Origin of the sequence: Acinetobacter sp. MF4642, from assembly GCF_002018925.1 — a bacterium.
GTDB classification, from domain to species: domain Bacteria; phylum Pseudomonadota; class Gammaproteobacteria; order Pseudomonadales; family Moraxellaceae; genus Acinetobacter; species Acinetobacter johnsonii.
This window is the reverse complement of record NZ_MVON01000028.1, coordinates 1-22,089: the sequence shown is the minus strand read 5'-3', so window position 1 is coordinate 22,089 and position 22,089 is coordinate 1. Positions and strand designations below refer to the sequence as shown.

24 protein-coding genes and 1 pseudogene are annotated in these 22,089 nt (G+C 40.8%); 14 read left to right on the top strand and 11 right to left on the bottom strand.

Annotated elements, in window-relative coordinates; all coding sequences use genetic code 11:
* Nucleotides 1-14 precede the first annotated feature (14 nt).
* Nucleotides 15-497: a hypothetical protein gene (locus MF4642_RS13195; protein ID WP_078426509.1), complete on the bottom strand. Its 483-nt coding sequence runs from the start codon at nucleotides 495-497 to the stop codon at nucleotides 15-17.
* A 101-nt stretch (nucleotides 498-598) separates the two neighbouring features.
* Here MF4642_RS13195 and MF4642_RS13190 point away from each other — a divergent pair, with 101 nt between their 5' ends.
* The 6 genes and pseudogenes from MF4642_RS13190 to MF4642_RS16720 all read left to right on the top strand — a co-directional run.
* Nucleotides 599-1,351 (top strand): AzlC family ABC transporter permease, encoded by a 753-nt coding sequence (locus tag MF4642_RS13190; RefSeq protein WP_004693451.1) that lies wholly within the window; start codon nucleotides 599-601, stop codon nucleotides 1,349-1,351.
* Nucleotides 1,348-1,695 (top strand): L-valine transporter subunit YgaH, encoded by a 348-nt coding sequence (gene ygaH, locus MF4642_RS13185; protein ID WP_004980107.1) that lies wholly within the window; start codon nucleotides 1,348-1,350, stop codon nucleotides 1,693-1,695. The genes MF4642_RS13190 and ygaH overlap by 4 nt, the downstream gene beginning before the upstream one ends.
* A 233-nt stretch (nucleotides 1,696-1,928) precedes the next feature.
* The gene (purT, locus tag MF4642_RS13175) at nucleotides 1,929-3,143 is read left to right on the top strand and encodes a formate-dependent phosphoribosylglycinamide formyltransferase (RefSeq protein WP_171262525.1); all 1,215 of its coding nucleotides are present in this window, start codon (nucleotides 1,929-1,931) and stop codon (nucleotides 3,141-3,143) included.
* A gap of 28 nt (nucleotides 3,144-3,171) precedes the next feature.
* Nucleotides 3,172-5,838 (top strand): [protein-PII] uridylyltransferase, encoded by a 2,667-nt coding sequence (gene glnD / locus MF4642_RS13170; RefSeq protein ID WP_078426506.1) that lies wholly within the window; start codon nucleotides 3,172-3,174, stop codon nucleotides 5,836-5,838.
* 24 nt (nucleotides 5,839-5,862) lie between these two features.
* Complete coding sequence (gene dapC, locus MF4642_RS13165; RefSeq protein ID WP_078426505.1) at nucleotides 5,863-7,032, top strand: succinyldiaminopimelate transaminase; 1,170 nt, start codon at nucleotides 5,863-5,865, stop codon at nucleotides 7,030-7,032.
* Between the two features lie 435 nt (nucleotides 7,033-7,467).
* Nucleotides 7,468-7,551, top strand: a pseudogene (locus MF4642_RS16720) (IS1595 family transposase); the annotation flags it as partial.
* Between the two features lie 22 nt (nucleotides 7,552-7,573).
* Here MF4642_RS16720 and MF4642_RS13155 read toward each other — a convergent pair.
* Genes MF4642_RS13155 through msrB form a run of 3 tightly spaced genes read right to left on the bottom strand, consistent with a single transcriptional unit; the run spans nucleotide 7,574 to nucleotide 9,081 of the window.
* A complete protein-coding gene (locus MF4642_RS13155; protein ID WP_078426504.1) occupies nucleotides 7,574-8,161 on the bottom strand; it encodes an AraC family ligand binding domain-containing protein in 588 nt (195 codons plus the stop codon).
* A 21-nt stretch (nucleotides 8,162-8,182) separates the two neighbouring features.
* Nucleotides 8,183-8,665, bottom strand: a complete 483-nt coding sequence (locus MF4642_RS13150) for a glutathione peroxidase (RefSeq protein WP_004980122.1) — start codon at nucleotides 8,663-8,665, stop codon at nucleotides 8,183-8,185.
* Nucleotides 8,662-9,081, bottom strand: coding sequence for a peptide-methionine (R)-S-oxide reductase MsrB (msrB, locus tag MF4642_RS13145; RefSeq protein WP_005399615.1), 420 nt, complete (start codon nucleotides 9,079-9,081; stop codon nucleotides 8,662-8,664). The genes MF4642_RS13150 and msrB overlap by 4 nt, the downstream gene beginning before the upstream one ends.
* Nucleotides 9,082-9,308: 227 nt before the next feature.
* Between msrB and MF4642_RS13140 the strand changes: the two genes are divergently transcribed.
* Together MF4642_RS13140 and MF4642_RS13135 are read left to right on the top strand one after the other, a co-directional pair.
* A complete protein-coding gene (locus MF4642_RS13140) occupies nucleotides 9,309-10,739 on the top strand; it encodes a pyridoxal phosphate-dependent aminotransferase (protein ID WP_078426503.1) in 1,431 nt (476 codons plus the stop codon).
* Between the two features lie 139 nt (nucleotides 10,740-10,878).
* Complete coding sequence (locus tag MF4642_RS13135) at nucleotides 10,879-11,082, top strand: KTSC domain-containing protein (protein WP_004980128.1); 204 nt, start codon at nucleotides 10,879-10,881, stop codon at nucleotides 11,080-11,082.
* Between the two features lie 25 nt (nucleotides 11,083-11,107).
* Here MF4642_RS13135 and MF4642_RS13130 read toward each other — a convergent pair whose 3' ends face one another.
* On the bottom strand, nucleotides 11,108-11,713 hold the full coding sequence (locus MF4642_RS13130) for an O-methyltransferase (protein WP_078426502.1): 606 nt from the start codon (nucleotides 11,711-11,713) through the stop codon (nucleotides 11,108-11,110).
* Between the two features lie 30 nt (nucleotides 11,714-11,743).
* The gene (locus tag MF4642_RS13125) at nucleotides 11,744-11,962 is read right to left on the bottom strand and encodes a DUF1653 domain-containing protein (protein ID WP_004693482.1); all 219 of its coding nucleotides are present in this window, start codon (nucleotides 11,960-11,962) and stop codon (nucleotides 11,744-11,746) included.
* 238 nt (nucleotides 11,963-12,200) lie between these two features.
* On the opposite strand from MF4642_RS13125, the gene ahpF reads away from it, so the two are divergent.
* From ahpF to MF4642_RS13110, 3 genes are all read left to right on the top strand, one after another.
* Nucleotides 12,201-13,766 carry an alkyl hydroperoxide reductase subunit F gene (gene ahpF / locus MF4642_RS13120; protein ID WP_078426501.1) on the top strand — a complete coding sequence of 522 codons (1,566 nt, stop codon included), beginning with the start codon at nucleotides 12,201-12,203 and terminating at the stop codon, nucleotides 13,764-13,766.
* 180 nt (nucleotides 13,767-13,946) lie between these two features.
* Entirely contained in the window at nucleotides 13,947-14,288 is a 342-nt protein-coding gene (locus MF4642_RS13115) for a hypothetical protein (protein ID WP_039889687.1), read from the top strand.
* A gap of 118 nt (nucleotides 14,289-14,406) precedes the next feature.
* The gene (locus MF4642_RS13110; RefSeq protein ID WP_004693487.1) at nucleotides 14,407-15,105 is read left to right on the top strand and encodes a VIT family protein; all 699 of its coding nucleotides are present in this window, start codon (nucleotides 14,407-14,409) and stop codon (nucleotides 15,103-15,105) included.
* A gap of 284 nt (nucleotides 15,106-15,389) precedes the next feature.
* Here the strand turns inward: MF4642_RS13110 and MF4642_RS13105 are convergent, their stop codons facing one another.
* Nucleotides 15,390-16,166: a TIGR03915 family putative DNA repair protein gene (locus MF4642_RS13105; protein ID WP_005399621.1), complete on the bottom strand. Its 777-nt coding sequence runs from the start codon at nucleotides 16,164-16,166 to the stop codon at nucleotides 15,390-15,392.
* A 1-nt stretch (nucleotide 16,167) separates the two neighbouring features.
* On the bottom strand, nucleotides 16,168-17,427 hold the full coding sequence (locus tag MF4642_RS13100) for a putative DNA modification/repair radical SAM protein (RefSeq protein ID WP_005399622.1): 1,260 nt from the start codon (nucleotides 17,425-17,427) through the stop codon (nucleotides 16,168-16,170).
* Nucleotides 17,428-17,633: 206 nt separating this feature from the next.
* Between MF4642_RS13100 and MF4642_RS13095 the strand changes: the two genes are divergently transcribed.
* Nucleotides 17,634-18,686 carry an NAD(P)H-dependent flavin oxidoreductase gene (locus MF4642_RS13095; protein WP_078426500.1) on the top strand — a complete coding sequence of 351 codons (1,053 nt, stop codon included), beginning with the start codon at nucleotides 17,634-17,636 and terminating at the stop codon, nucleotides 18,684-18,686.
* Between the two features lie 40 nt (nucleotides 18,687-18,726).
* On the opposite strand, the gene dusB is transcribed toward MF4642_RS13095, so the two are convergent.
* On the bottom strand, nucleotides 18,727-19,752 hold the full coding sequence (gene dusB, locus MF4642_RS13090; RefSeq protein ID WP_078426499.1) for a tRNA dihydrouridine synthase DusB: 1,026 nt from the start codon (nucleotides 19,750-19,752) through the stop codon (nucleotides 18,727-18,729).
* A 150-nt stretch (nucleotides 19,753-19,902) separates the two neighbouring features.
* A complete protein-coding gene (locus tag MF4642_RS13085; protein WP_004693497.1) occupies nucleotides 19,903-20,409 on the bottom strand; it encodes a cytochrome b in 507 nt (168 codons plus the stop codon).
* A 520-nt stretch (nucleotides 20,410-20,929) separates the two neighbouring features.
* Here MF4642_RS13085 and MF4642_RS17275 point away from each other — a divergent pair.
* Complete coding sequence (locus MF4642_RS17275; RefSeq protein WP_319823139.1) at nucleotides 20,930-21,151, top strand: PAS domain-containing protein; 222 nt, start codon at nucleotides 20,930-20,932, stop codon at nucleotides 21,149-21,151.
* Nucleotides 21,152-21,164: 13 nt separating this feature from the next.
* The gene (locus tag MF4642_RS17270) at nucleotides 21,165-21,509 is read left to right on the top strand and encodes a PAS domain-containing protein (protein ID WP_264754340.1); all 345 of its coding nucleotides are present in this window, start codon (nucleotides 21,165-21,167) and stop codon (nucleotides 21,507-21,509) included.
* Between the two features lie 35 nt (nucleotides 21,510-21,544).
* Here the strand turns inward: MF4642_RS17270 and MF4642_RS13075 are convergent.
* Nucleotides 21,545-22,089: IS3 family transposase (locus MF4642_RS13075; RefSeq protein WP_153041795.1), on the bottom strand; the 545-nt coding region annotated here is incomplete at its 5' end.

Sequence of the window (22,089 nt, the reverse complement as noted above, 5' to 3'; positions counted from 1 at the left end):
ACACTATATCGGTCTTAGACCCCCACTTTTTTAGGGTCTGTATTGCCTAAACTTGGATTATCAATTGCGCCCCGACATTGTGCTTTATCACGCTCATAATCGCTCTGTTTCTGTGCAACACTCGAAGAACCGTCTAAGGTTTCACGTGCCCACACTTCTAAACTGGTCAAGGCTTTACGACACAGTGCGTATTTCCCTTCGGTCACTGAGTCTGTCATTTTGACATTAATACGCCAGTCCGTACTGAGTTTACGTGCAGGATGACGGACTTTAGCTTCAATCTGATCCAATTGCTTGTTATAGACCAAACCATCGACTTCATTGATAAACACCCAAGCACGCTGGGCATATTCCGTAGCGTCATTGGTAATTTTTGGCGCAGCCTTAATTTCTACTTTTTGTTCAGGAGCTTGCTCTGACTGCCCACAAGCTTGCAAAAGTAAACTGCATACAATTATAGCAGTCAGACCTAAAGTACGTAATTCGAGCTTCAACATAGTTAAACGCCTCAACAAACAATTGGTCACTATGCTAGTGAATTCAGTTACAATACACAATCAATTTTGACCTATTGATAAAGTCTTCTTCAAGGTGTGTTGTGTCCGAACTTAATCCCACTCCTGCGCAAGCTGCTGGCTTTTGGCAAGGGGCTAAGGATAGCCAAGCGATTATCTTTACCTATCTGCCTGTTTCTTTTGCCTTTGGTGTATCCGCAACCCAGTTTGGCTTTAGTGCATGGGAGGCTTTATTTTTATCCTGCTCAATGTATGCAGGGGCCAGTCAGTTTTTAGTGGTTGCCCTATTGGGTAGTGGAACATCTATTTGGATGACTGCCCTCACTGTGATTGCCTTAGATATTCGTCACTTACTCTATGGCCCTGCGCTACAAAACTTAATTCAAGATAAACTGAACTTAAAAAAAACCGCTATTTGGTCATGGGGGCTAACCGACGAAGTCTTTGCCTCAGGCATGATTAAACTGTCACAACGTCGTCAAGAGTGGTCTGAGTCTTGGATGCTCGGTTTAAGCCTGTTTAGTTGGCTCGCATGGGCTACAGGTTCTTTTCTGGGTGGAATGTTTGCAGACCAAGTCAGTCATTTACCCCAGTTTTTACAAGCCGCTCTAGACTTTCTATTACCAGCACTGTTCTTAAGTTTCTTATTGGCAGCTTTTGAAAAGAAACACACTTTTGTGGTGGCTGTGACCATTCTTGTATCTGCCATTGCCTGCTATTTTATTGACTTATCTGCTGCGATTTTTATTGGTATCAGTTCGGGTATATTTGCAGGTTTGTTTAAACACTATGTACTGAAAAAACCAGACCCTGAACATATGGGAGATCAAGCATGAATATCGAAATTATCTTGGTCGGCATTGTAGTGGGTATTGCAAATTTTGCTTCACGCTTTGGCCCATTCTTCGTCATTCAAAAGTTCCAACAAGGTTCACAAAAGCGCGGTGCCTTATGGTTAAAAATTGCATTAGGTTCGATTGGTATTGCCGCGATCAGTTCGATGCTCGTGGTTGCCACCTTGCCACCACTGTTAGATACACCCAATAAAAGTTTTGCCATGTTGGTCGGCTTCATCGTATTAGCTGGACTTTATTTCAAGTTTAAGCAAATTGTCCCTGCTACTCTCACCGCAGCACTGAGCTATGGTTTGGTTTATACCTATATTCCTATGCCTTTTTAACCCATATCTTGCATCCATCAAAACCTGATGTGCTATTTGAAGCGCTCAGCTATGCAAGTCATTTCCAGCTTGATTGGAAAATTTTGTTTAGCAACATTTTGCATGAAAATTTTGACTTTGGAATACACCGCTTTATAAAAAAAATTGTTGGACAATATCATTAATTTATGTGAATGAACCCTGAACACTTTTAAGAGTTCTGCTATGCTAAAAGCCCATAAAATCAAGCATGGATGATTTACATGAGCGTTACTATTGGTACTCCACTTCAGCCTTCAGCATTTAAAGTTCTGCTATTAGGTTCTGGAGAGCTTGGGAAAGAAGTTGTGATTTCTTTACAACGTTTAGGTGTAGAAGTTCATGCTGCTGACCGTTACGATCATGCTCCTGCAATGCAAGTGGCACACTATGCCTATACCTTAAATATGGCAGATGCGACAGCGCTTAAACAACTCATTCAGGACGTTAAGCCAAACCTAATTGTTCCCGAAATTGAAGCCATTGCAACGCAAGTATTGGTTGAAATCGAACAAGATAATATTGCAACAATCATTCCCTCTGCAAAAGCGGTCAATTTAACCATGAACCGTGAAGGCATCCGTCGTTTAGCTGCGGAAGAACTGGGCTTACCGACATCGGCTTACCGTTTTGCAGATACTTTAGAATCTTTCCGTGCTGCATGTGATGACATTGGTTATCCAAACTTTGTTAAACCAGTCATGTCCTCTTCTGGTAAAGGCCAATCCCGCGTAAAAGAATTTTCAGAAGTAGATGCTGCTTGGGAATATGCCCAAACAGGTGGTCGTGTAAATCAAGGAACAGTAATTGTAGAATCACAAATTGATTTTGATTTTGAAATTACGCTATTAACAGTACTTTCAAAAAACCCTGAAACAGGTGAAGTTGAAACCTCGTACTGCGACCCAATTGGTCACCGCCAAGACGCGGGCGACTATGTTGAAAGCTGGCAGCCTCAAGCCATGACACCAGCGGCCCTTGACGAAGCAAAGCGTATTGCCAATAAAGTCACCATCGCATTGGGTGGCTGTGGTATTTTCGGTGTAGAACTCTTTGTCAAAGGCGATAAAGTGTGGTTTAGTGAAGTATCACCACGCCCACATGACACAGGTCTTGTGACGCTTGCCTCTCAGTTCCAAAGTGAATTTGAACTACATGCACGTGCGATTTTGGGTCTACCTGTAAATACAGCACGTCATAGCATTGCAGCGAGTGCCGTGATCTATGCAGGTGTGGATGCAAATAACTTATCTTTTTCTGGCTTAAATCTTGCTTTGGCAAATCCAAATACTGATTTACGCATTTTTGGAAAACCAGAAGGCTTTACACGTCGCCGTATGGGCGTTGCGACAGCGCGGGCTGAAACAACCGACCAAGCGCGTGAACTAGCGGCCGAAGCTGCTGGACTAGTGAGCGTTCATCAAAATTAAGCGTTGTTAAAATATACGGATACGGTTCATGATCAATACTTCTCCACTGCTTAACTATGTCAGCAGCAATCACGACATCAAAGCGATTAATCAATGGCGTAGTGATGTCGAAAATCAATTACAAGAAAGTTTTGATCATGGCCAATCCATCCGCGATATCATTTTAACGCGTTCAAATATGACCGATGAAGCACTTATTTTCCTATGGAAATATGCAAAACTCGATCAGACAGACTTAAGTTTATTTGCTGTAGGTGGTTACGGTCGCCGAGAGATGCTGCCTTACTCTGATGTAGACATCATGATCTTGTCTGAGGATGAGTTTAGCGAAGAACAAGAGAAAATCATTTCAGTCTTTATTTCCTCACTTTGGGATGTCGGCAATTTCAAGCCCGGCATTAGTGTACGTACCATTGCCAACTGTGTTGAACAAGCAACCTCCGACTTAACTGTTGCTACTGCCCTCATTGAGTCCCGTTTAATTACAGGCAATGAACACTTAGCCAAATGGCCACGACGCATTGTTTCACAAACATGGACAGACAAAACCTTCTATGATGCAAAAATGGAAGAACAGGCCAAACGCTATGCACAGCATAACTTTACGGAAAGTAATCTAGAGCCTGATATTAAAAACGCGCCGGGTGGCATTCGGGACATTAACCAAATTGGTTGGATTGCTAAGCGGCATTTCCGCGTCAACCGTATTTATGACTTGGTGCACTTAGGCTTTATTTCAGAGTTTGAGTTAGGGGTATTAGAAGAAGCCGAAAGCTTCCTCTGGGAAATTCGTCATCACCTACACCGCCTCACTAAACGTGATGAAAACCGTTTACTGTTCGACTATCAACGTGACATTGCCGCAAAGTTTGGCTATGTGCGTGAAGAAGGCAAATCACCGAATTATCCAATTGAACAATTCATGAAGCGTTATTATCGAAGCGCTCAACAAGTCACCACGCTGAATGAAATGCTGTTGGCTTATTTCAATGAATCTGTGATTACCCCACGCCTACCGAACTATGAGCGTAACATTGAGGAAATCAATGAAAATTTTAAACTGGTCGACGGCAAACTAGCCGTTCAACACCATAAAATTTTCTCTGAAATTCCAAGTGCTATTTTAGAAATTTTCTATATATTGGCCAATCGACCTGAAATTACAGGTATTCGCGCGCGTACGCTACGTTTGTTAATTTTGGCAGCTAAACGTATTGACCAAAAATATAGAGATAATCCAGCGCATCAAGCCCTGTTTATGGCCATCATTCGCTCACCCCATCGTTTATATGAAACCATGGTGGCAATGAAACGTTATGGCGTTTTAGGTAACTATATTCCTGCATTTGGGCAGATTATGGGGTTGATGCAATATGACTTGTTCCATATCTATACGGTCGATGCACACACCTTATTGTTACTGCGGAACTTAAACCGTTTCAAAGACCCTGAGTTTGCCAAGGACTTCCCTGTCGTGAGTTCCGTGTTCCAACGTCTGGCACGTCGTGACATTGTCTATTTGGCTGCCATTTTCCATGATATCGCGAAAGGCCGCGGTGGTGACCACAGTGAGCTAGGTGCAAGCGATGCGATTGAATTCTGTCGTAGTCATGGTTTTACCGAACGTGAATGCAACCTTGTCGCATGGCTCATCCAAAACCATTTACTCATGTCTGTTACCTCTCAAAAGAAAGATATTTCTGACCCCGATGTGGTTAAAGCTTTTGCTGAGAAAATGGGCGACATGGAACATCTCGATTATCTATATACGTTGACAGTTTCGGATATCAATGCAACCAATCCTTCACTTTGGAATACGTGGCGCGCATCTCTCATGCGTCAGCTCTATACCCATGCACGTGACGTGATTCGCTCAGGTTTAGGCCGTCCTGTGGACTATCAAATGCTCATCGAGGACACTAAGTTTTCTGCCAGCGAACAACTGGTCGAAGAGTTTGCACTAGATGATGTCGAAAAAGTCTGGCAAGAACTGGGGGATGAATATTTCCTCAAAGAGTCTGCCGATGAAATTGCTTGGCACACACGTGCTATTTTACAACACGGTGATAACCCTGAACCGCTGGTTTTGATGCGCGCACAGCGTAAATTTGCTCAAGATGCGGTACAAATCTTTATTTATACCCAAGATCAGCCCAATCTGTTTGCAACAACGGTTGCTATTCTCGATCGTATGAACTTGGACGTACAAGATGCGCGTATTATTACCGCGACCAAAGCATTTAGCTTAGACACTTATGTCGTTCTTGACCGTTTTGGTACGCTGCTAACCGACCCTGAACGTGAAGCAAAAGTACTCTCAGCATTAAAAGATGCCTTAGCCAATTCAGATAAATACCCAGGACTCATGCAACGTCGCATCCCACGTCAGCTACGCCATTTCGACATTGAGAACACGGTTGATATTACGCTGAATGAAGCACTGCAACAAAACATGGTCGAAATTGCAACACTCGACCATCCTGGCTTACTTGCCAAAGTAGGCGGGTTGTTTATGATGCAAGGTCTAGATATTCACTCTGCTAAAATTGCCACCCTAGGTGAGCGTGCCGAAGATATTTTCTTTGTCACCAAAAAAGATGGTCAACCCATGACTGAAACTGAAGCTGAAACTTTTGCTGCACAACTAAAATCAGCCTTAGATGAAGCCTCTAGTCAGGTCTGCGGTCAACATTAACAATACACACTGGTATTTTGTTTCATGAACTCGAGTCTATCTCTTTTACATCCTTATCCTTTTGAAAAGTTGAATAAACTATTTCAGGATATTACTCCCGCAGACTTACCCCTCATTCCACTCTCGATTGGTGAGCCTAAGCATCCTGCACCCGAGTTTGTGAAACAAGCCATTATCTCTAATTTTCAGCATTTATCGACCTACCCAAACAGTAAAGGTATACCCGAATTACGCACCAGTATTGCAAACTGGCTAACCCGTCGTTTTCAACTCAATCAGATTAGTGCAGAAAACAATATATTGCCTGTTTCGGGCACACGTGAAGCAATTTTCTCTTTTGTGCAGGCATTGGTAAATCGTGAAGATGCGCCTTATGTGGTTATGCCTAACCCGTTCTACCAAATTTATGAAGGTGCCGCTTTACTTGCTGGAGCAAAACCATACTTTGTAAATTGCACCGAAGAAAATGGTTATCTCGGTGACTTTGATGCTGTGCCTGCTGAAGTCTGGGAGAAAACAGCCTTGTTATTTGTCTGTACACCGGGAAACCCAACTGGTGCGGTGTTATCAAAAGAACAATTCAAAAAATTAATCGCACTGTCAGACCAATATGGTTTTGTCATTGCATCGGATGAATGCTATTCAGAGCTTTGGTTTGATACTGCACCTGTGGGCCTACTCGAAGTTTGTGCTGAAATAGGCCGAGATGACTACAAAAACTGTGTCGTATTCCACTCACTGTCTAAGCGCTCAAACTTACCGGGTATGCGCTCTGGCTTTGTCTCGGGTGATGCAGCATTGCTCAAACCTTATTTACAATACCGTACGTATCATGGTGCGGCGATGCCTGTACAGCACCAATTGGCTTCGATTGCAGCATGGAATGACGAAGCGCATGTTGAAGAAAATCGTGTGCAATATCGTGCAAAATTTGATTTATTTCAAAAAGAGTTAGGCCATATACTGCCCCTACAAAAACCAGATGCAGGCTTTTACTACTGGTTGAAAGTAGATAATGACGAAACTTTTGCAAAAATGCTCATGGAAAAGGCACATGTCAAAGTGCTTCCTGGACGTTATTTGTCACGCGATACTGAGCAAGGTAACCCAGGCGAAAACCATGTACGTTTTGCGCTAGTTGCAGATCTTGCACAGTGCGAACAAGTCATTGCTCGCCTTAAAGCAATTTTATAAATAAACTCATCTAAAAAAGAAAAACCTCCTATAATGGAGGTTTTCTTATCATCAACTCTAAAAATAATAGGCCTAATCTATGTCCCTTATTTTTAATCATCCAGATATCATGAGCATGATTGCAAACCTAAGAAAACAAGTCCCAGACATCTTATAAAGCCAATTGAGGCGCTGAGTTAAAAAATGATTCCAGCGCTCCAACTCAATAACTTAGGCAACAGTAGATTCCACATCAGAACCACAGTCACCATCCAAAGACTCATTGAAAGCAAGGTATAAACATCAAATTTTGGGTGGTGTTTCAAAAAGTATGTTGATTATATTTTAACCACAATTGAAATCTCATAAAGCATTAAAAATATAGTGAATTTAATTTACTTATTTTCAATTTCTCTATTGACAGAATTAACTAGCATACTTTTTGAAACACCACCTGATTATCATCTTAAAGAAACAGAATGGCGTTGGATGAGGGAGCCTAATGAGCTAGCAACAGAGTTGTGGGACCTCATTAGGTAAAACTAAGTGCAAATCTGCTAGTCTAGAGCCATGATAAAAACACGTCAGCATCCTGAATCCTTGATAAAAACTGCTTAAACTCTTGCTGTGCATAGTGCTGAGGAGCAAGCAATTCTAGTTGAATATATGGAAATAAAAGCTCAGTAAGTGCTGTGATTAAAGTTTGTTCTTTTTCCCAATAAGACAGTGCAGTATCAAATAATTGACTGTTAAGACAACTAAAGTCTTGATACATCTTTGACTGTTTATACAACACAGGTTTGAACTGCGGAATGTCTTGATAAGCATCTTTATGTGCAGTTTCTTGTAATAACTGGTTCAACCAACGTGCATCTAAATGCATCATTTGGTAGCTCCAAGCTTGATCTGGAACAGGATTACACGCATGTTCAACATGTGCAGGAACCAATACCAAAGTACCCGCGTCTATTTGTTGCGTTCCACCGAAGTGGCTAGTGAAAATACTGTTACCTTGATCCACCGCTCCAATTGAAAATGTCGGATGACTATGGGCTTTATAACAAGTACGAATTGCACATGCCCGACGTGTTTCCACATAAGGCATGCGCGGATCACTCCAAAATTCAACTGAAGTACCTTGCTCTTTCATCACTGACGACACATCAACCGATTATTGTTGTAATGCTTTTTCAATATCTGCCTGAATCGCTTCAGGCTTGGTGGTTGGCGCATATCGATTAATTACTTTGCCATCTTTACCAATCAAGAATTTTGTAAAATTCCACTTAATACCGCTGCCGAGAATCCCTTTGCTGTTATTGGTTAAATAACGGAATATGGCGTGGGCTTCTGGGCCTTTAACATCGACTTTGGAAAACATGGGAAAAGTCACCCCATAGTTTTTCTGACAATACGTTCCTATTTGCTCATTGCTACCCGGATCTTGCCCCCCAAACTGATTACAAGGGAAGCCTAACACCTCAAACCCTTGTGCATGATATTGCTCGTAAATTTTTTCTAACCCTGCAAATTGCGGTGTAAAACCACATTTACTGGCCGTATTGACGATGAGCAGCACTTCGCCCTCATAGTCAGCAAAGGATTTATTTTTTCCATCTAACAATTCCGCTTCAAACTGATAAATGTTGGTCATGGATAAGTATCCTCATCACTTTTTTCTTGTGTTTCTAGTTCTAATGAAGCCGAGTTTACACAGTAACGTAAACCTGTAGGCTCAGGTCCATCTGTAAAAACATGGCCTAAATGAGCATCACAGTGATGACATACAATTTCAGTACGCACCATGCCATGTGTTGTATCTTGATGCTCTTCTATCACAGTCGTATTGAGTGGCTTATAAAAACTTGGCCAGCCGCAACCACTGTCATATTTATTTTCAGAATTAAATAATGGCGTACCACAGCAACGGCATACATAAGTGCCGGCTTGTTTAGTATTCCAATATTTCCCCGTAAAAGCTGGCTCCGTCCCCTTTTGTCGCGTAATGCGAAATTCGTCAGGTGATAACTCTCTTTGCCATTCTCGGTCTGTTTTATTGAGTTTTCCCATGATTACGTCCCTTTCTATCTTGCTATTTAAAATAGGATAATCCTATATTTACGTGATTCATCTTAAAATTTCTAGTGTTTAGTTCACAATTTACAAAAGACCTATAATTCCTATAAAAGCAAAAAGAAAGCATTTTATAAAAATGGTAAGCAATTTATTTTCTTTAATGCTTTTTTGGAAGCAAATTTAATGTTAGTCTTATTAACATTCTTGCTCAGGATTAAAAAATGTCGCAAAAAAAGAGCGTTATTTTTAAACATCTACTGCCTGTGATTAAACAATATCAACAGGTGGGATTTACGCATGAAAAAATTGTTGCTTTACTCAGAGACGAACATGATCTCGATCTAGTGACAACTGAAACATTTAAAAGCTATTTATACCGTTATGCAAAAGTGACCTCCACTCTTTCCGAGAACATCAAAATGCCGAACACTCTCCACACCCCACGCGAAATAAAAAAATCGTCTAAGCTCGAGCATGTTTGCTACGACATCCGTGGACCAGTGTTGCGAGCGGCCAATGAAATGGAAGAAGCCGGCCATAAGATTATCAAACTCAATATTGGTAACCCTGCACCGTTTGGTTTTGAAGCTCCTCAAGAGATTATTAATGATGTAGCATTAAACCTGCCAAATGCAGTGGGCTATACCGACTCAAAAGGGATTTTCCCTGCGCGTAAAGCCATCTGTCAGTACTATCAGCAAAAAGGCATCTTAGATATGCATGTCAATGACGTGTATATCGGCAATGGTGTCTCTGAATTGATCGTAATGGCCATGCAAGGCTTGTTAGATGATGGTGACGAGATGCTCGTGCCGATGCCGGACTATCCCCTTTGGACGGCTGCGGTAAATCTTTCAGGCGGTACAGCTATTCATTATAAATGTGATGAAGAAAACTTTTGGTATCCCGATATTGCTGATATGGAGAGTAAAATCACACCACGTACCCGCGGTATCGTGATTATTAATCCAAACAACCCAACAGGTGCAGTTTATCCACGCCATGTACTTGAGCAAATCGTCGCATTGGCTAAAAAGCATGATTTGATTTTGTTTGCAGATGAAATTTACGACAAAATCGTTTATGACGGTATTGAACATGTTTCTGTCGCTGCATTAGCTGGTGACCAACTCTGTATCTCTTTCAATGGCTTATCTAAAGCATACCGTATTGCGGGTTACCGTTCAGGCTGGATGGCCATCACAGGCGATAAGTCGCGTGCAGTCGACTATATTGAAGGTTTAGATATGCTGGCTTCTATGCGTTTGTGTGCCAACCACCAAGCACAGTATGCCATTCAAACTGCTTTAGGCGGCTACCAGTCAATCAATGATTTAATTCGTCCAGGCGGTCGTTTATACGAACAGCGTAATATTGCTTGGCAAATGTTGAATGACATTCCAGGCGTATCGTGTGTTAAGCCTGAAGGTGCAATGTATTGCTTCCCGAAATTGGACCCAGAAATCTATCCAATTCAAGATGATGAAAAACTGATGCTTGATCTACTTCGTGCGGAAAAAGTACTTCTGGTTCAAGGCACAGGCTTTAACTGGCCAACACCAGATCATTTCCGCGTAGTGTTCTTACCTGCTGAAAATGAACTACGTGAAGCCATTACCCGAGTAGGTCGTTTCCTTGCGAAAATGCGCTAATTGATCACTTTAAAAAACCGTACTTTATGTACGGTTTTTTTATTTACAAAACTGTAATACTTCGCTTTTTAAGTTTGGCATAAGTTTAAATTAAGCAGCCACATTGCTGTGATTCCATGTACATGATGGGGAGTCGCTTATGGGGACAATTGCGGTAACATCTTGGAAATACAACGCTTCCACACGCTATTTAAAAATTTTCTATGCCGATGGTTCAGGCGAGCTCTACCACCCTGTGCCTGAATTTATTTATAACAACTTAGTTCGATGTAATAATAAAACAGCCTTTGTTCATAAATATTTAGAATATGATTTGCACTTTACGCGCTTAAGTATTCATTAATTTTTGAATCTCAAACAATCAGGATTTATCCTGATTGTTTTTCATGATCCCATGTCACCACCAACAAGCCCGCACCAATCGCTAATGTAGACAGGTTAAACTGCTCGTCCTGCTGAATAATCGCGATGAAGTCCGTGACTTGATCTGCATGCGATAGAACATTATCAACCACCAAAACTCCGCGTGAAACACACATTAGTCGTTTCAAATCTGACCAATAGTCGACATAAGCATCACGCTCAGCATCTAGCAATATAAAATCAAAGATGGCTTGTGACTGCTTCAAATATTCAGCTGCGTCACCCACCCAAAACTCAACGCCATTGGATAAATTGAAATCCGCAAGATGAGCAGCGGCTTGTTGACTTCTCTCAGCATCAATTTCTAAAGTGGTTAATCGAGCATTAACTTGTTGCGCTGCATAAGCCAACCATAAGGTTGAGTAACCTGTTGATGTACCTATTTCTAATATCTGCTTAGGCTGTTGAATATGAACCAGTTGCGCCAAAAACTGTGCAGACTCAGGCTCAATATTGCGAAAGCGCGCAATGCGATCTGCTTGCGTACTGTCATGTTCTTGAAAGCGATGATATAAGGCCGATACTTTACTCAAAAATTCTGCATGCATCATCCAATCCCCCTCTACTTTACTTAGCGTTGTTTATACTTCTTGAATCAGTTTAAAGCGCTCAACTTCACGATCATCTTCTAGCATTACCGTTTCAGTAAACATGGCAAGTGGACGTACCCAAATCGAGTAATCCCCATATAAACACTGATAAACCACCAGTTTTTCTTCGGTTTCACTATGCGTCGCTACATGTAAAACTTGATACAGTTGCCCTTTATAATGCTGATAGATACCGCGCTGTAATTGCATCACTTGCTTCCCTATTTTTTAACTGTCTTGATCATACCTAATTTATACGGCTTAAACTGTAAATCACTTGAAAAATCATTTAAATCCCCCATATAGCTTTATGAAATGATTGAAGAAAATATCTTTAAATCTATAAAACCGATTACTAAAATAAAAACAAACTGTTTTATCTATTTTCAGATTTACTCTATGATTCTTCTATCAAATAATTTTATAGACTGCTTTGGAGAGCTTAACCATGTTAGATCAAAATACTTCAGCTCAATTAAAAACACTTCTTGAACGCCTAGAAGGTCCGATTGAATTGGTTGCGACTTTGAACGGTTCTGAGAAATCAGACAAAATCAAAGAATTGGTTGAAGAAGTTGCAGCACTGTCTCCACTGGTGACTGCACGTTTTGATGGTCAAAACTCACGTGCACCCAGCTTCGGTGTGGCAAAAGCTGGTGAAGAGCCACGTGTCTTCTTTGCGGGTTTACCGATGGGGCATGAGTTTACCTCTTTGATCTTGGCATTGTTACAGACCTCAGGTTATGCACCCAAAGTATCGGATGAAGTTTTAGCTTCAATCAAAGGTTTAGGCATCCAGTCTGACTTTGATGTATTTGTCTCTTTAAGCTGTCATAACTGTCCAGACGTGGTGCAAGCCTTAAATCTGATTGCCATTTACAATCCAGGCACGACAGCCACCATGATTGATGGTGCATTCTTCCAAGACGAAGTTGAAGAACGCAAAATCATGGCTGTACCGATGGTGTTCCAAGACAACAACCATATCGGTCAAGGCCGTATGACCTTGGAAGAGATTGTTGCCAAACTGGATACCAATTCTGCGGCCAAAGAAGCTGAAAAACTCAATGCCAAAGAGGCTTTTGATGTTTTAGTGATTGGTGGTGGCCCTGCGGGAAATACCTCTGCCATCTACGCAGCACGTAAAGGTATTAAAACAGGGATCGTGGCTGAACGGATGGGTGGTCAAGTCATGGATACCATGGACATTGAAAACTATACCTCGATTCAAAAGACTCAAGGGCCGAAGTTTGCTGCTGAAATGGAAGCACATGTCCGTGAGTATGGTGTGGACATCATGAACTTACAACGTGTTTCTAACATCAAAGGTGCGGATGAGACAGCAAATGGCTTGGTTGAAGTCACTTTAGAAAATGGTGCGAAGCTTGAATCTAAAACGGTCATCCTTTCAACAGGTGCACGTTGGAGAGAAATGAATGTGCCGGGCGAAGCAGAATACCGTACTCGTGGTGTTGCTTACTGCCCACACTGTGATGGTCCACTGTTTAAAGGCAAACGTGTAGCAGTAATTGGCGGGGGGAACTCAGGTGTCGAAGCTGCGATTGATCTTGCTGGGATTGTGGAACATGTGACTTTGGTTGAGTTTGATACCAAACTACGTGCTGACCAAGTGTTACAAGATAAATTGCATAGCTTGCCTAATACCACAGTGATCCTAAATGCCCTATCAACTGAAGTTGTGGGTGATGGTTCACAAGTGACAGCATTGAAATATAAAGACCGTGCCACTGACATTGAACATATGGTTGAACTTGCAGGAATCTTTGTGCAAATTGGTTTATTACCAAACACTGATTTCTTAAAAGAGACTGCTGTTGAGCTTTCAAACCGTGGTGAGATTGTGATTAACGATCGCAACGAAACCAATGTCAAAGGTGTATTTGCCGCAGGTGACTGTACGACAGTACCTTACAAGCAAATCATCATTGCCACAGGTGAAGGCGCGAAAGCCGCTCTGTCTGCTTTTGATTATATTATTCGTTCTGGCGTGTAATCCTCTCAAACTATTCTCTACTAAAGGCTTATAGGCAACTCAGCTTATAAGCCTTTTTATCACGCTGTTTTTTATAAAAAATTACATTTTTTTAACAATAATGCAGTCTGCTTTACATTCAAAGTAGATTATATTTTGCCCAACCCCTACTTTTGGGTATAAAACGAAAAGGATATGAAAATGAATAAATTACTTATTGCTTTAGGTCTTGCTGCTGCTGTTGTTTTAGTGGGTTGTTCAAAAGAAAAAGCACCTGAAACAGGTGCAACGACAGGTGAACACCTTGAAAATGCTGCTGAACAAGCAGGTCATGACATTAACCAAGCTGCAAGTGAAGCTGTATCTGACACTCAAAAAGCTGCAGATGAAGCATCTGCAAAAATTGGTGCTGCCGCTGACGAAGCTGCTGCGAAAACTGAAGCTGCTGCTGAAGATGTTAAAAATGCCTCTAAAGAAGCAACAGCTCATGTTGCTGGCTCCGTAGAACAAGGTGCTGCTGATGTGAAAGAAAAAGCGCAATAATATTTCTAAGCTTAAAAAGCCTCCCACTCGGAGGCTTTTTAATGGGCTGTGCTATAGTAGATGAAACGTGCATTATTAAATAAATCATAACTTTAAAATTTGAGGATGATCTATCGTCATGTCCTATTCTCACCATGTTGAACCTCATTTAATTCATCGTACTGGTTGGCTACGTGCAGCGGTATTGGGTGCCAATGACGGCATCATTTCAGTGACCAGTTTGATTATGGGGATGGCGGCCAGTGGCGCAACCAGCCATACCTTACTCATCACGTGTATTGCCGGGCTCATTTCAGGTGCAAGCTCTATGGCTGCGGGTGAGTATATTTCGGTGAAGTCTCAATCGGATATTGAAGAAGCCGATTTAAAACATGAAGCCCGAGAATTAGATAAGAACCCGCACTTAGAACTTAAAGAACTGACCCAAATTTATATACAACGTGGACTAGAACCCAAACTGGCACATGAAGTCGCAGTACAACTCAGCGCACATGATGCACTGTCTGCACATGCTCGTGATGAAATAGGCATCCATGAAAATACCAGTGCCAAGCCGCTTGAAGCCGCGGGTTCTTCTGCCCTAGCCTTTTCACTAGGTGCTCTGTTTCCTATGTTGGCCATTCTCTTAAGCCCTCAAGGTTATCTGACTCAGTCAGTTGCACTCACAGGGGTACTATCGTTATTCGGTTTAGGGGCTTTATCGAGCTACTTTTCTGGGACTTCTATGTGGACAGGTGCATTTCGTGTGACACTATGGGGAATTTTTGCGATGCTGTTTGCCAGTTGGATTGGCTCCCTATTTAATGTGCATGTTTAACGTCAACAACACGAAAAGCGATAGCAGACTACCTATTTAAAATGTAAAAAGTCCATGGATTGAATGGGCTTTTTACTATTTACAGCATCATTTACCATCAACTTTAAGCTTGCACATTTTTCTCTGCACTACTCAGATGCACTATTACTGATGATTGAAGTTCAATTCTACAGGTGCAACAGCTTATTTTTTAATTAGCATGAATTGCTTAACGTCTATTCCCCTTCCCATAACAGCCCAAAACATCATAGAAAATGATGAGTCAACGCCTTACTTACATCTCGCTAGATTGTTTTTTCATTCATATAACGCCAGTAGCGTTTAGGAACATATTGCACATGTAGTTTGATATTTGCTCTTGCCTCGATGTTGATACTTTTAAAATAATCTTTCCATAACTGGTCATACAGCAGCTCATCATCATCTAATTCAACACTAAAGGACTGACTGTATCCGACTTTGTGTGCATGATCAATTTGATTCACATCCATCTTCACCTGATGCACAGCTGTCAAATCATAATAAATTCCAAAATTTCTTCTTTCATCATAAATCAACCATCTTTGATCTTGATATCGGTTTCTAAAATGTCGTTCTATCAGCGGTAAAACATTAAAATCTGGCTGTACCAAACTTAAAAACAATCCATCCTGACATTTTTTAAAGCGGACAAAAGCTTCCATACGGTGCTTTTCTCTGCCCACTTGCTTGGCCCACTGCGAAACAGCCAATATATCCGCATGCGCATAGTTACGATCTACAGAATGTGTATTTTTAAACACATAGATACAGAAATTAAAAAGATGTTGATGTGCCTGTTCCTGCTCAGACAGAAAGCAATAATAAAAAGATCGTAGACTCTCAACCGTAATTTTTTGCTTTAACCCTCGCCAAACTCGCTCTGCGTGTTCGTCATTTGAAGCAACCTCAATACACTCATCAAATAAGCTGGCTTGGGAATTGTTAGATGCAAGCTTGACGTCAAAATCTTTAAACTGAAAGCTTCTATATACACAACTCAGTAGTCCAGTCATGCTTTGATCAAAGCGATATATCGACATACTAAAAACCGAAGCCCAGTTGAGGCGAAAGCTGTTTTTGATATTTAGATTGCCCTGATTGCAAAATATGCTGCCGAATCTGGCTCGCTGGTTGCTCTTTTTTAAACTTTGGCGTGTCTGCACAGTGAATAAAATGCTGTGCCCGATTATAAGCAATGCCCATACGCTTTAGTTGATCGATATGAATCTGCCCAAAACGACGAGCTTGCACAATTTTTTTAGCCGATTGAACACCTATACCCGGAACACGTAAAATCATACGATAGTCTGCATGTTGAATATCAACAGGAAAATGCTCAGGGTTACGTAATGCCCAACTTAGCTTCGGGTCGATGTCCAAATCTAAATTCGGATGCTGATCATTCACAATTTCCTGCGCATCAAAACCATAGAAACGCATGAGCCAATCCGACTGATACAGCCGATTTTCTCTTAATAATGGCGGTGCAGAACCCACGACAGGAAGCATTTTTTCCTGTTCATTGATTGGGATATAGCCTGAAAAATACACCCGTTTGAGCTGATACACTTTATAATGATGATCTGCCATTAAAATAATATCTTTGTCTGTTTCTTGATGTGCGCCCACCACCATCTGAGTGGTTTGTCCCGCGGGTACAAACTTCGGCACATGCTGAATCACACGCCGCTCATCCGTCAACTGAATTAAGCGATCACGTACAATACCTAAATCCTTTTGTACTTCTGCATGCGATTTTTCTGGTGCAAACTGCTTTAGACCAATTTCCGTTGGAATTTCCAAGTTAATACTCATGCGGTCTACATATAAGCCTGCCTCAGTAATAATTTCTTGGGAAGCACCAGGTATCGTTTTTAGATGAATATAACCATTAAAGTTCTCTTCAAGGCGTAACTTTTTCACCACTTGTAGCATTCGCTCCATAGTGAAATCAGCTGATTTAAAAATACCTGAACTGAGAAATAACCCTTCAATATAATTGCGGCGGTAAAAGTTGATGGTTAAATCCACCACTTCTTGTACAGTAAAAGCAGCTCGTTTGACATCGTTAGAGCGTCTAGAAACACAGTAGGAACAATCAAAAATACAGACATTTGAAAATAGAATTTTAAGCAATGAAACACAACGACCATCTTCTGTATAACTATGACAGATACCGTTTCCTGTATTCCCCAAACCTTGATTGTTGTTTTTACGATTACTACCACTGGACGAACAGGACACGTCATATTTAGCTGCATCAGCTAGAATCTGTAGCTTTTCACGGATACGATCGGTCATGACGATCCTCGGTAAAATCTAAAATAAAAGTATAAAAAATTCCAGACTAAAAGCATTGCCAATACACATACCCAACGACATGGCTTGTCGCTAAAAACCGAAAAATAAACGTGATTGATTTAGATATTTTTCGAGAAAATACTGAATATTATTTGCCAATTTTGCAGTGCTTGGGCAAAGTGTCTATATGTAAAAGGAGCAAGTACATGTCTTTATTATTAGAACGTCTTGAAATTAAACATCCTATCTTCCTTGCACCGATGGCTGGTGTTTCTACACCAGAGCTTGCGGCGGAGGTTTCAAATCAAGGCGGGCTAGGCTCACTTGGATTAGGTGCAAACACCGCAGAAACCGCACGTAGCCAAATTTTAAAAACCCAAGCACTGACCGAACAACCTTTTCAAGTTAATTTTTTCTGTCATCAAAGTGTCGAACTTGATCCAGCTATCGCACAAACATGGATTGATTTTGTAAGACCTAATTTTGAACAATACGATGCAGAACCACCCACGCAACTGCACTGTATTTATCCTAGCTTTTTGGACAATGATGACTTTTTAAATGTCGTACTTGAAACTCGCCCTAAAGCCGTCAGTTTTCACTTCGGTATTCCGCATCCGCACCAAATACAGGTGCTAAAAGACGCTGGCATTTTAACCATGGTTTCTGCAACCAACCTAGCGGAAGCACGGGCCATTGAAGCAGCAGGAATTGATTTTATTATTGCTCAAGGCATAGAAGCAGGTGGACACCGCGGGATTTTTAATGAACATTTTGATAGCTCAATACGTACGATCGACCTCGTACAACTTCTGACGCAGCACTGTCGGTGCCCTATTATTGCTGCGGGTGGCATTATGAATGGTACACAGGCTCAGCAGATGTTAGGCCTCGGCGCGAGTGCGGTACAGTTGGGAACAGCTTTCGTACAATGCAAAACATCAAATGCCAATGATGCCTACCGTCATGCACTTTTCCATGAGCACATCACACAAATAAGTGCCAGTATTTCAGGTCGCCCTGCTCGCGGCTTACTGGGTCACTGGCATACCCAGATTGATCTACCGAACCGCCCTGCTGTTGCTGCTTATCCGTACTGTTATGATCTAGGAAAACAATTACATGCCGCAGCGACCAAACAAGGCGATCAAGGCTTTGGTGCATTTTGGGCAGGCACGAATGTTTCGCAAATTCGTGCCATGGAGGCCCCTGACTTAATTAACCAACTGTTGGTTGAAATGCAACAAGTCAGTTATTAAGTTTCATTATTCACTCAAAGCTCCATACGTGAAGCTTTGTTTATTTGGTTTCTAACAAATTGACCTGTTCAACCTGTACGTCATTCATGGTTTCACCATGTATGAGTAACTGGTCAAAGTAGTCAGCGACCACTTTAAATTGTTCAGTTGTACTTTCCACTTTGTACATGTTCTGACGAAACTCATTACTTGAACGTAAACCTTTGGTGTACCAAGCAATATGTTTACGTGCAATTCGGCAGCCAGAATATTCCCCATAAAATGCATACAGTTCGGCAAGATGTCCAAGTAGAACTTCTTTTACTTCTTGAATGCTTGGTGCTGCCAAATGTTCACCTGTCTTCAGATAATGCGCAATTTCACGAAAAATCCATGGACGCCCTTGCGCAGCGCGACCAATCATAATTGCATCTGCACCGGTATAATCGAGTACATATTTGGCTTTTTCTGGACTATCAATATCCCCATTGGCAACCACTGGTATACGAATGAGCTGTTTTACATCTTTAATCAAATCATAACGAGCCGTGTTCAAATACATGTCTTCACGGGTCCGCCCATGCAATGCTAACGCAGCAATACCCGCATCTTCCGCACGTTTCGCTACACGCAAGATATTTTCATGACCATTTAAGAAGCCCAAACGTGTTTTAAGTGTGACAGGTACATCAACTGCAGCCACAACTTCATCCAATATTCGAGCCACCAAGTCTTCATCTTTTAAAAGTGCAGAACCCGCCAGCTTATTGCAGACTTTCTTGGCAGGACACCCCATATTAATGTCCACGATTTGCGCACCATTTGAGACCTGATATCGTGCAGCTTCCGCCAACTCTTTGGGATCTGATCCTGCAATTTGCGCTGAAATAGGCGCCAATTCACCATCAAAATTAGCACGATATAAGCTTTTTTTACTCATCCGTAACGTTTGGTCTGATGTCATCATTTCACTGAAAGCATGCCCTGCACCAAAGTATTTGCACAGAGACCTAAATGGGCGGTCAGTTACGCCTGCCATCGGAGCAACAATCAAATTATTTGACAGTTGATACGGACCAATATACATATGAATTCATCACTTTTTCGACCAGCACAGTATACTGCATCTGCTCTTTCGGCTCATCTTTTATCATCTGCTCTGTGACTATGAAATACTCATAATATAAAAAAGCTAGACGAATCTAAAAGGCAACCATCAGATAGCCTCTAAATCACATCATTTTTTAAAAAGCATACTTTTTAAGACATTATCTTTGAAAATGAAGTGGTGAATCAATGCCGCACAGGCATGTAAACCCACGAGTGCAATAAAGAGATTCCCTAAAAATTGATGCGCATCTGCAATATAGTCACTCCCCCAAACAGTGCTCAAAAGCGGTAAATTTAACGATAAAACTTGGAAATTATCAGTAAAACTCGATAATGTCATCCAACCCGCAATTGGAACAATACATAGGCTTAAGTAAAGGAAAAATCTGACCGTTTTAAATAACATTATCTGGTAAGAATTAATTATTTCAGTTTTAGGAATACTTTTTCTATACAGAAAAACAAAACTCAATCTCAAGAGAAATAAAATAAATATTAAAATCCCACCTGCAACATGAATCTGGCCTTTCCAGTCTGTTATTGTGGGATCACCTGCAGTCAGATACACCATTGCAACTAAAGCAAAGGTAATCCAATGCATGATTATTATAGGTTTTGGATAGTTATTCTTCATCGCTTTTCCTAAGTTTTAAATATTTTTATAAAACGGAGCTGTTAAAAAAAGCTTAAATGAAAAATGTAAAGAAAAATAGAATGCTCAGCTTTTTTATTCAGGCTAGGATTTAATTAAACCTTAAAAATCAATTGACTGCCTATCCACTATTTCCAACATCTTGTAGATTGAAGTATTTTTAAAGCACAATATCCTTCATCTCTTCAGATATTCCTTACATCCTTTGTAAATTTCTGGTTGAACATTTGTGCTACATCATCTTTTCTGATCACAATATTCTGCTATCTTTAATTTATTATTATATCCGTAGCAACAACCCTAATATCTTTTAGAGCGTTCATAAATTCATCGATAATTGAATCTTCCAGTACATGACAAAGGCAACCATACAAATAATTTTATAGACTATTGATTATATTGTATAAATTATAAATCAGCATTATTCATTAATTTAAAGCCTAATTTATGATATTAATAAGAATAGGTACAACAATAAAGAAACATAGTGATTCACTCCAATATGCCTCAATATTCTGAACACAAAAAATTAACAGCGACTGAATTAAATAGTTTAATGGCTATGGCTATTCAGCAATCATTTAATGCGATCGTCATTACAGATGCATGTTTTAATAATAAGGGCCCACACATCCTTTTCTGCAATCCAGCATTTTGTGAAATGACAGGTTATAGCGAAGAAGAGTTAATTGGACAATCACCCCCGTATCTTACAAGGGCCTGAGACAGATCTAACCGTGATTCAGGAATTAAAAGATTGCATATCTAATGGACTATTTTTCCATAATAATACGATTAATTATCGTAAAGATAAAACACCGTACGCTGTAGAATGGAACATCTCCCCGATTAAAACTGAAACAGGTGAAATCACCCATTTTGTATCCGTTCAACGGGATATCACGGAAAAAAACGAAAGTCTTAAATATCAAGCGATGCTGGTTGCAGCGATCAATACAACACCCGATACGATAGTGATCACGGATGATCAAGCTAAAATTAAATTTATGAATCATGCCGCAGAGGAACTCTCGGGCTACACCCTAGCAGATTTAAAAGATGAACCTATCACAAAATTATGAACCGTACCGACTATATCGGAGACAGTTTATTTAAGTTATGCAACACAATCTAAGGTGTTGATTTTATCATAGTACATATTTTCAAACTCAAATGGTGAAACATAGCCAATAGAACTATGTAGCCGCTTTTTGTTAAACCAGTCTACCCAATTCAATGTAGCTAATTCAACATCAGCTAAGCCTAACCAATCAGATTTCAAATATTCAATCACCTCCGTTTTATATAAACCATTCACTGTTTCAGCCAGTGCATTATCATACGAGTCTCCCGTTGTTCCTACAGAGGCTCTTAAGTTCGCAGTTTCCAATCGCTGAGTATAGCGGATTGAAAGATACTGCACCCCTCGGTCACTATGATGAATCACATTCTTAGGCATACCCCGACTATTGAGTGCATGCTCAAGGGCATGAAGTACCATATCGGTATTCATTCGGGTGGAAACTTTCCAACCAACGATTGCTCGTGAGAACACATCAATGATAAATGCCGTATATACCCACCCAGAATGAGTCTGAATATAGGTAAAGTCAGCGACCCAAAGGTTGTTGGGATGTTGAGCTGTGAAATCACGCTTAACTA

Excerpts from the sequence above, each read along its gene's own strand:
- dusB (WP_078426499.1), bottom strand. The coding sequence starts at position 19,752 with ATGTATATTGGTCCGTATCAACTGTCAAATAATTTGATTGTTGCTCCG.
- MF4642_RS13150 (WP_004980122.1), bottom strand. The coding sequence starts at position 8,665 with ATGACCAACATTTATCAGTTTGAAGCGGAATTGTTAGATGGAAAAAAT.
- ygaH (WP_004980107.1), top strand. The coding sequence starts at position 1,348 with ATGAATATCGAAATTATCTTGGTCGGCATTGTAGTGGGTATTGCAAAT.
- MF4642_RS13110 (WP_004693487.1), top strand. The coding sequence starts at position 14,407 with ATGTCCTATTCTCACCATGTTGAACCTCATTTAATTCATCGTACTGGT.
- glnD (WP_078426506.1), top strand. The coding sequence starts at position 3,172 with ATGATCAATACTTCTCCACTGCTTAACTATGTCAGCAGCAATCACGAC.
- MF4642_RS13140 (WP_078426503.1), top strand. The coding sequence starts at position 9,309 with ATGTCGCAAAAAAAGAGCGTTATTTTTAAACATCTACTGCCTGTGATT.
- MF4642_RS17275 (WP_319823139.1), top strand. The coding sequence starts at position 20,930 with ATGCCTCAATATTCTGAACACAAAAAATTAACAGCGACTGAATTAAAT.
- MF4642_RS13085 (WP_004693497.1), bottom strand. The coding sequence starts at position 20,409 with ATGAAGAATAACTATCCAAAACCTATAATAATCATGCATTGGATTACC.
- MF4642_RS13105 (WP_005399621.1), bottom strand. The coding sequence starts at position 16,166 with ATGTCGATATATCGCTTTGATCAAAGCATGACTGGACTACTGAGTTGT.
- MF4642_RS13100 (WP_005399622.1), bottom strand. The coding sequence starts at position 17,427 with ATGACCGATCGTATCCGTGAAAAGCTACAGATTCTAGCTGATGCAGCT.
- MF4642_RS13155 (WP_078426504.1), bottom strand. The coding sequence starts at position 8,161 with ATGAAAGAGCAAGGTACTTCAGTTGAATTTTGGAGTGATCCGCGCATG.
- MF4642_RS13130 (WP_078426502.1), bottom strand. The coding sequence starts at position 11,713 with ATGATGCATGCAGAATTTTTGAGTAAAGTATCGGCCTTATATCATCGC.
- MF4642_RS13125 (WP_004693482.1), bottom strand. The coding sequence starts at position 11,962 with ATGCAATTACAGCGCGGTATCTATCAGCATTATAAAGGGCAACTGTAT.
- dapC (WP_078426505.1), top strand. The coding sequence starts at position 5,863 with ATGAACTCGAGTCTATCTCTTTTACATCCTTATCCTTTTGAAAAGTTG.
- MF4642_RS13195 (WP_078426509.1), bottom strand. The coding sequence starts at position 497 with ATGTTGAAGCTCGAATTACGTACTTTAGGTCTGACTGCTATAATTGTA.
- ahpF (WP_078426501.1), top strand. The coding sequence starts at position 12,201 with ATGTTAGATCAAAATACTTCAGCTCAATTAAAAACACTTCTTGAACGC.
- msrB (WP_005399615.1), bottom strand. The coding sequence starts at position 9,081 with ATGGGAAAACTCAATAAAACAGACCGAGAATGGCAAAGAGAGTTATCA.
- purT (WP_171262525.1), top strand. The coding sequence starts at position 1,929 with ATGATTTACATGAGCGTTACTATTGGTACTCCACTTCAGCCTTCAGCA.
- MF4642_RS13095 (WP_078426500.1), top strand. The coding sequence starts at position 17,634 with ATGTCTTTATTATTAGAACGTCTTGAAATTAAACATCCTATCTTCCTT.
- MF4642_RS13135 (WP_004980128.1), top strand. The coding sequence starts at position 10,879 with ATGGGGACAATTGCGGTAACATCTTGGAAATACAACGCTTCCACACGC.
- MF4642_RS13115 (WP_039889687.1), top strand. The coding sequence starts at position 13,947 with ATGAATAAATTACTTATTGCTTTAGGTCTTGCTGCTGCTGTTGTTTTA.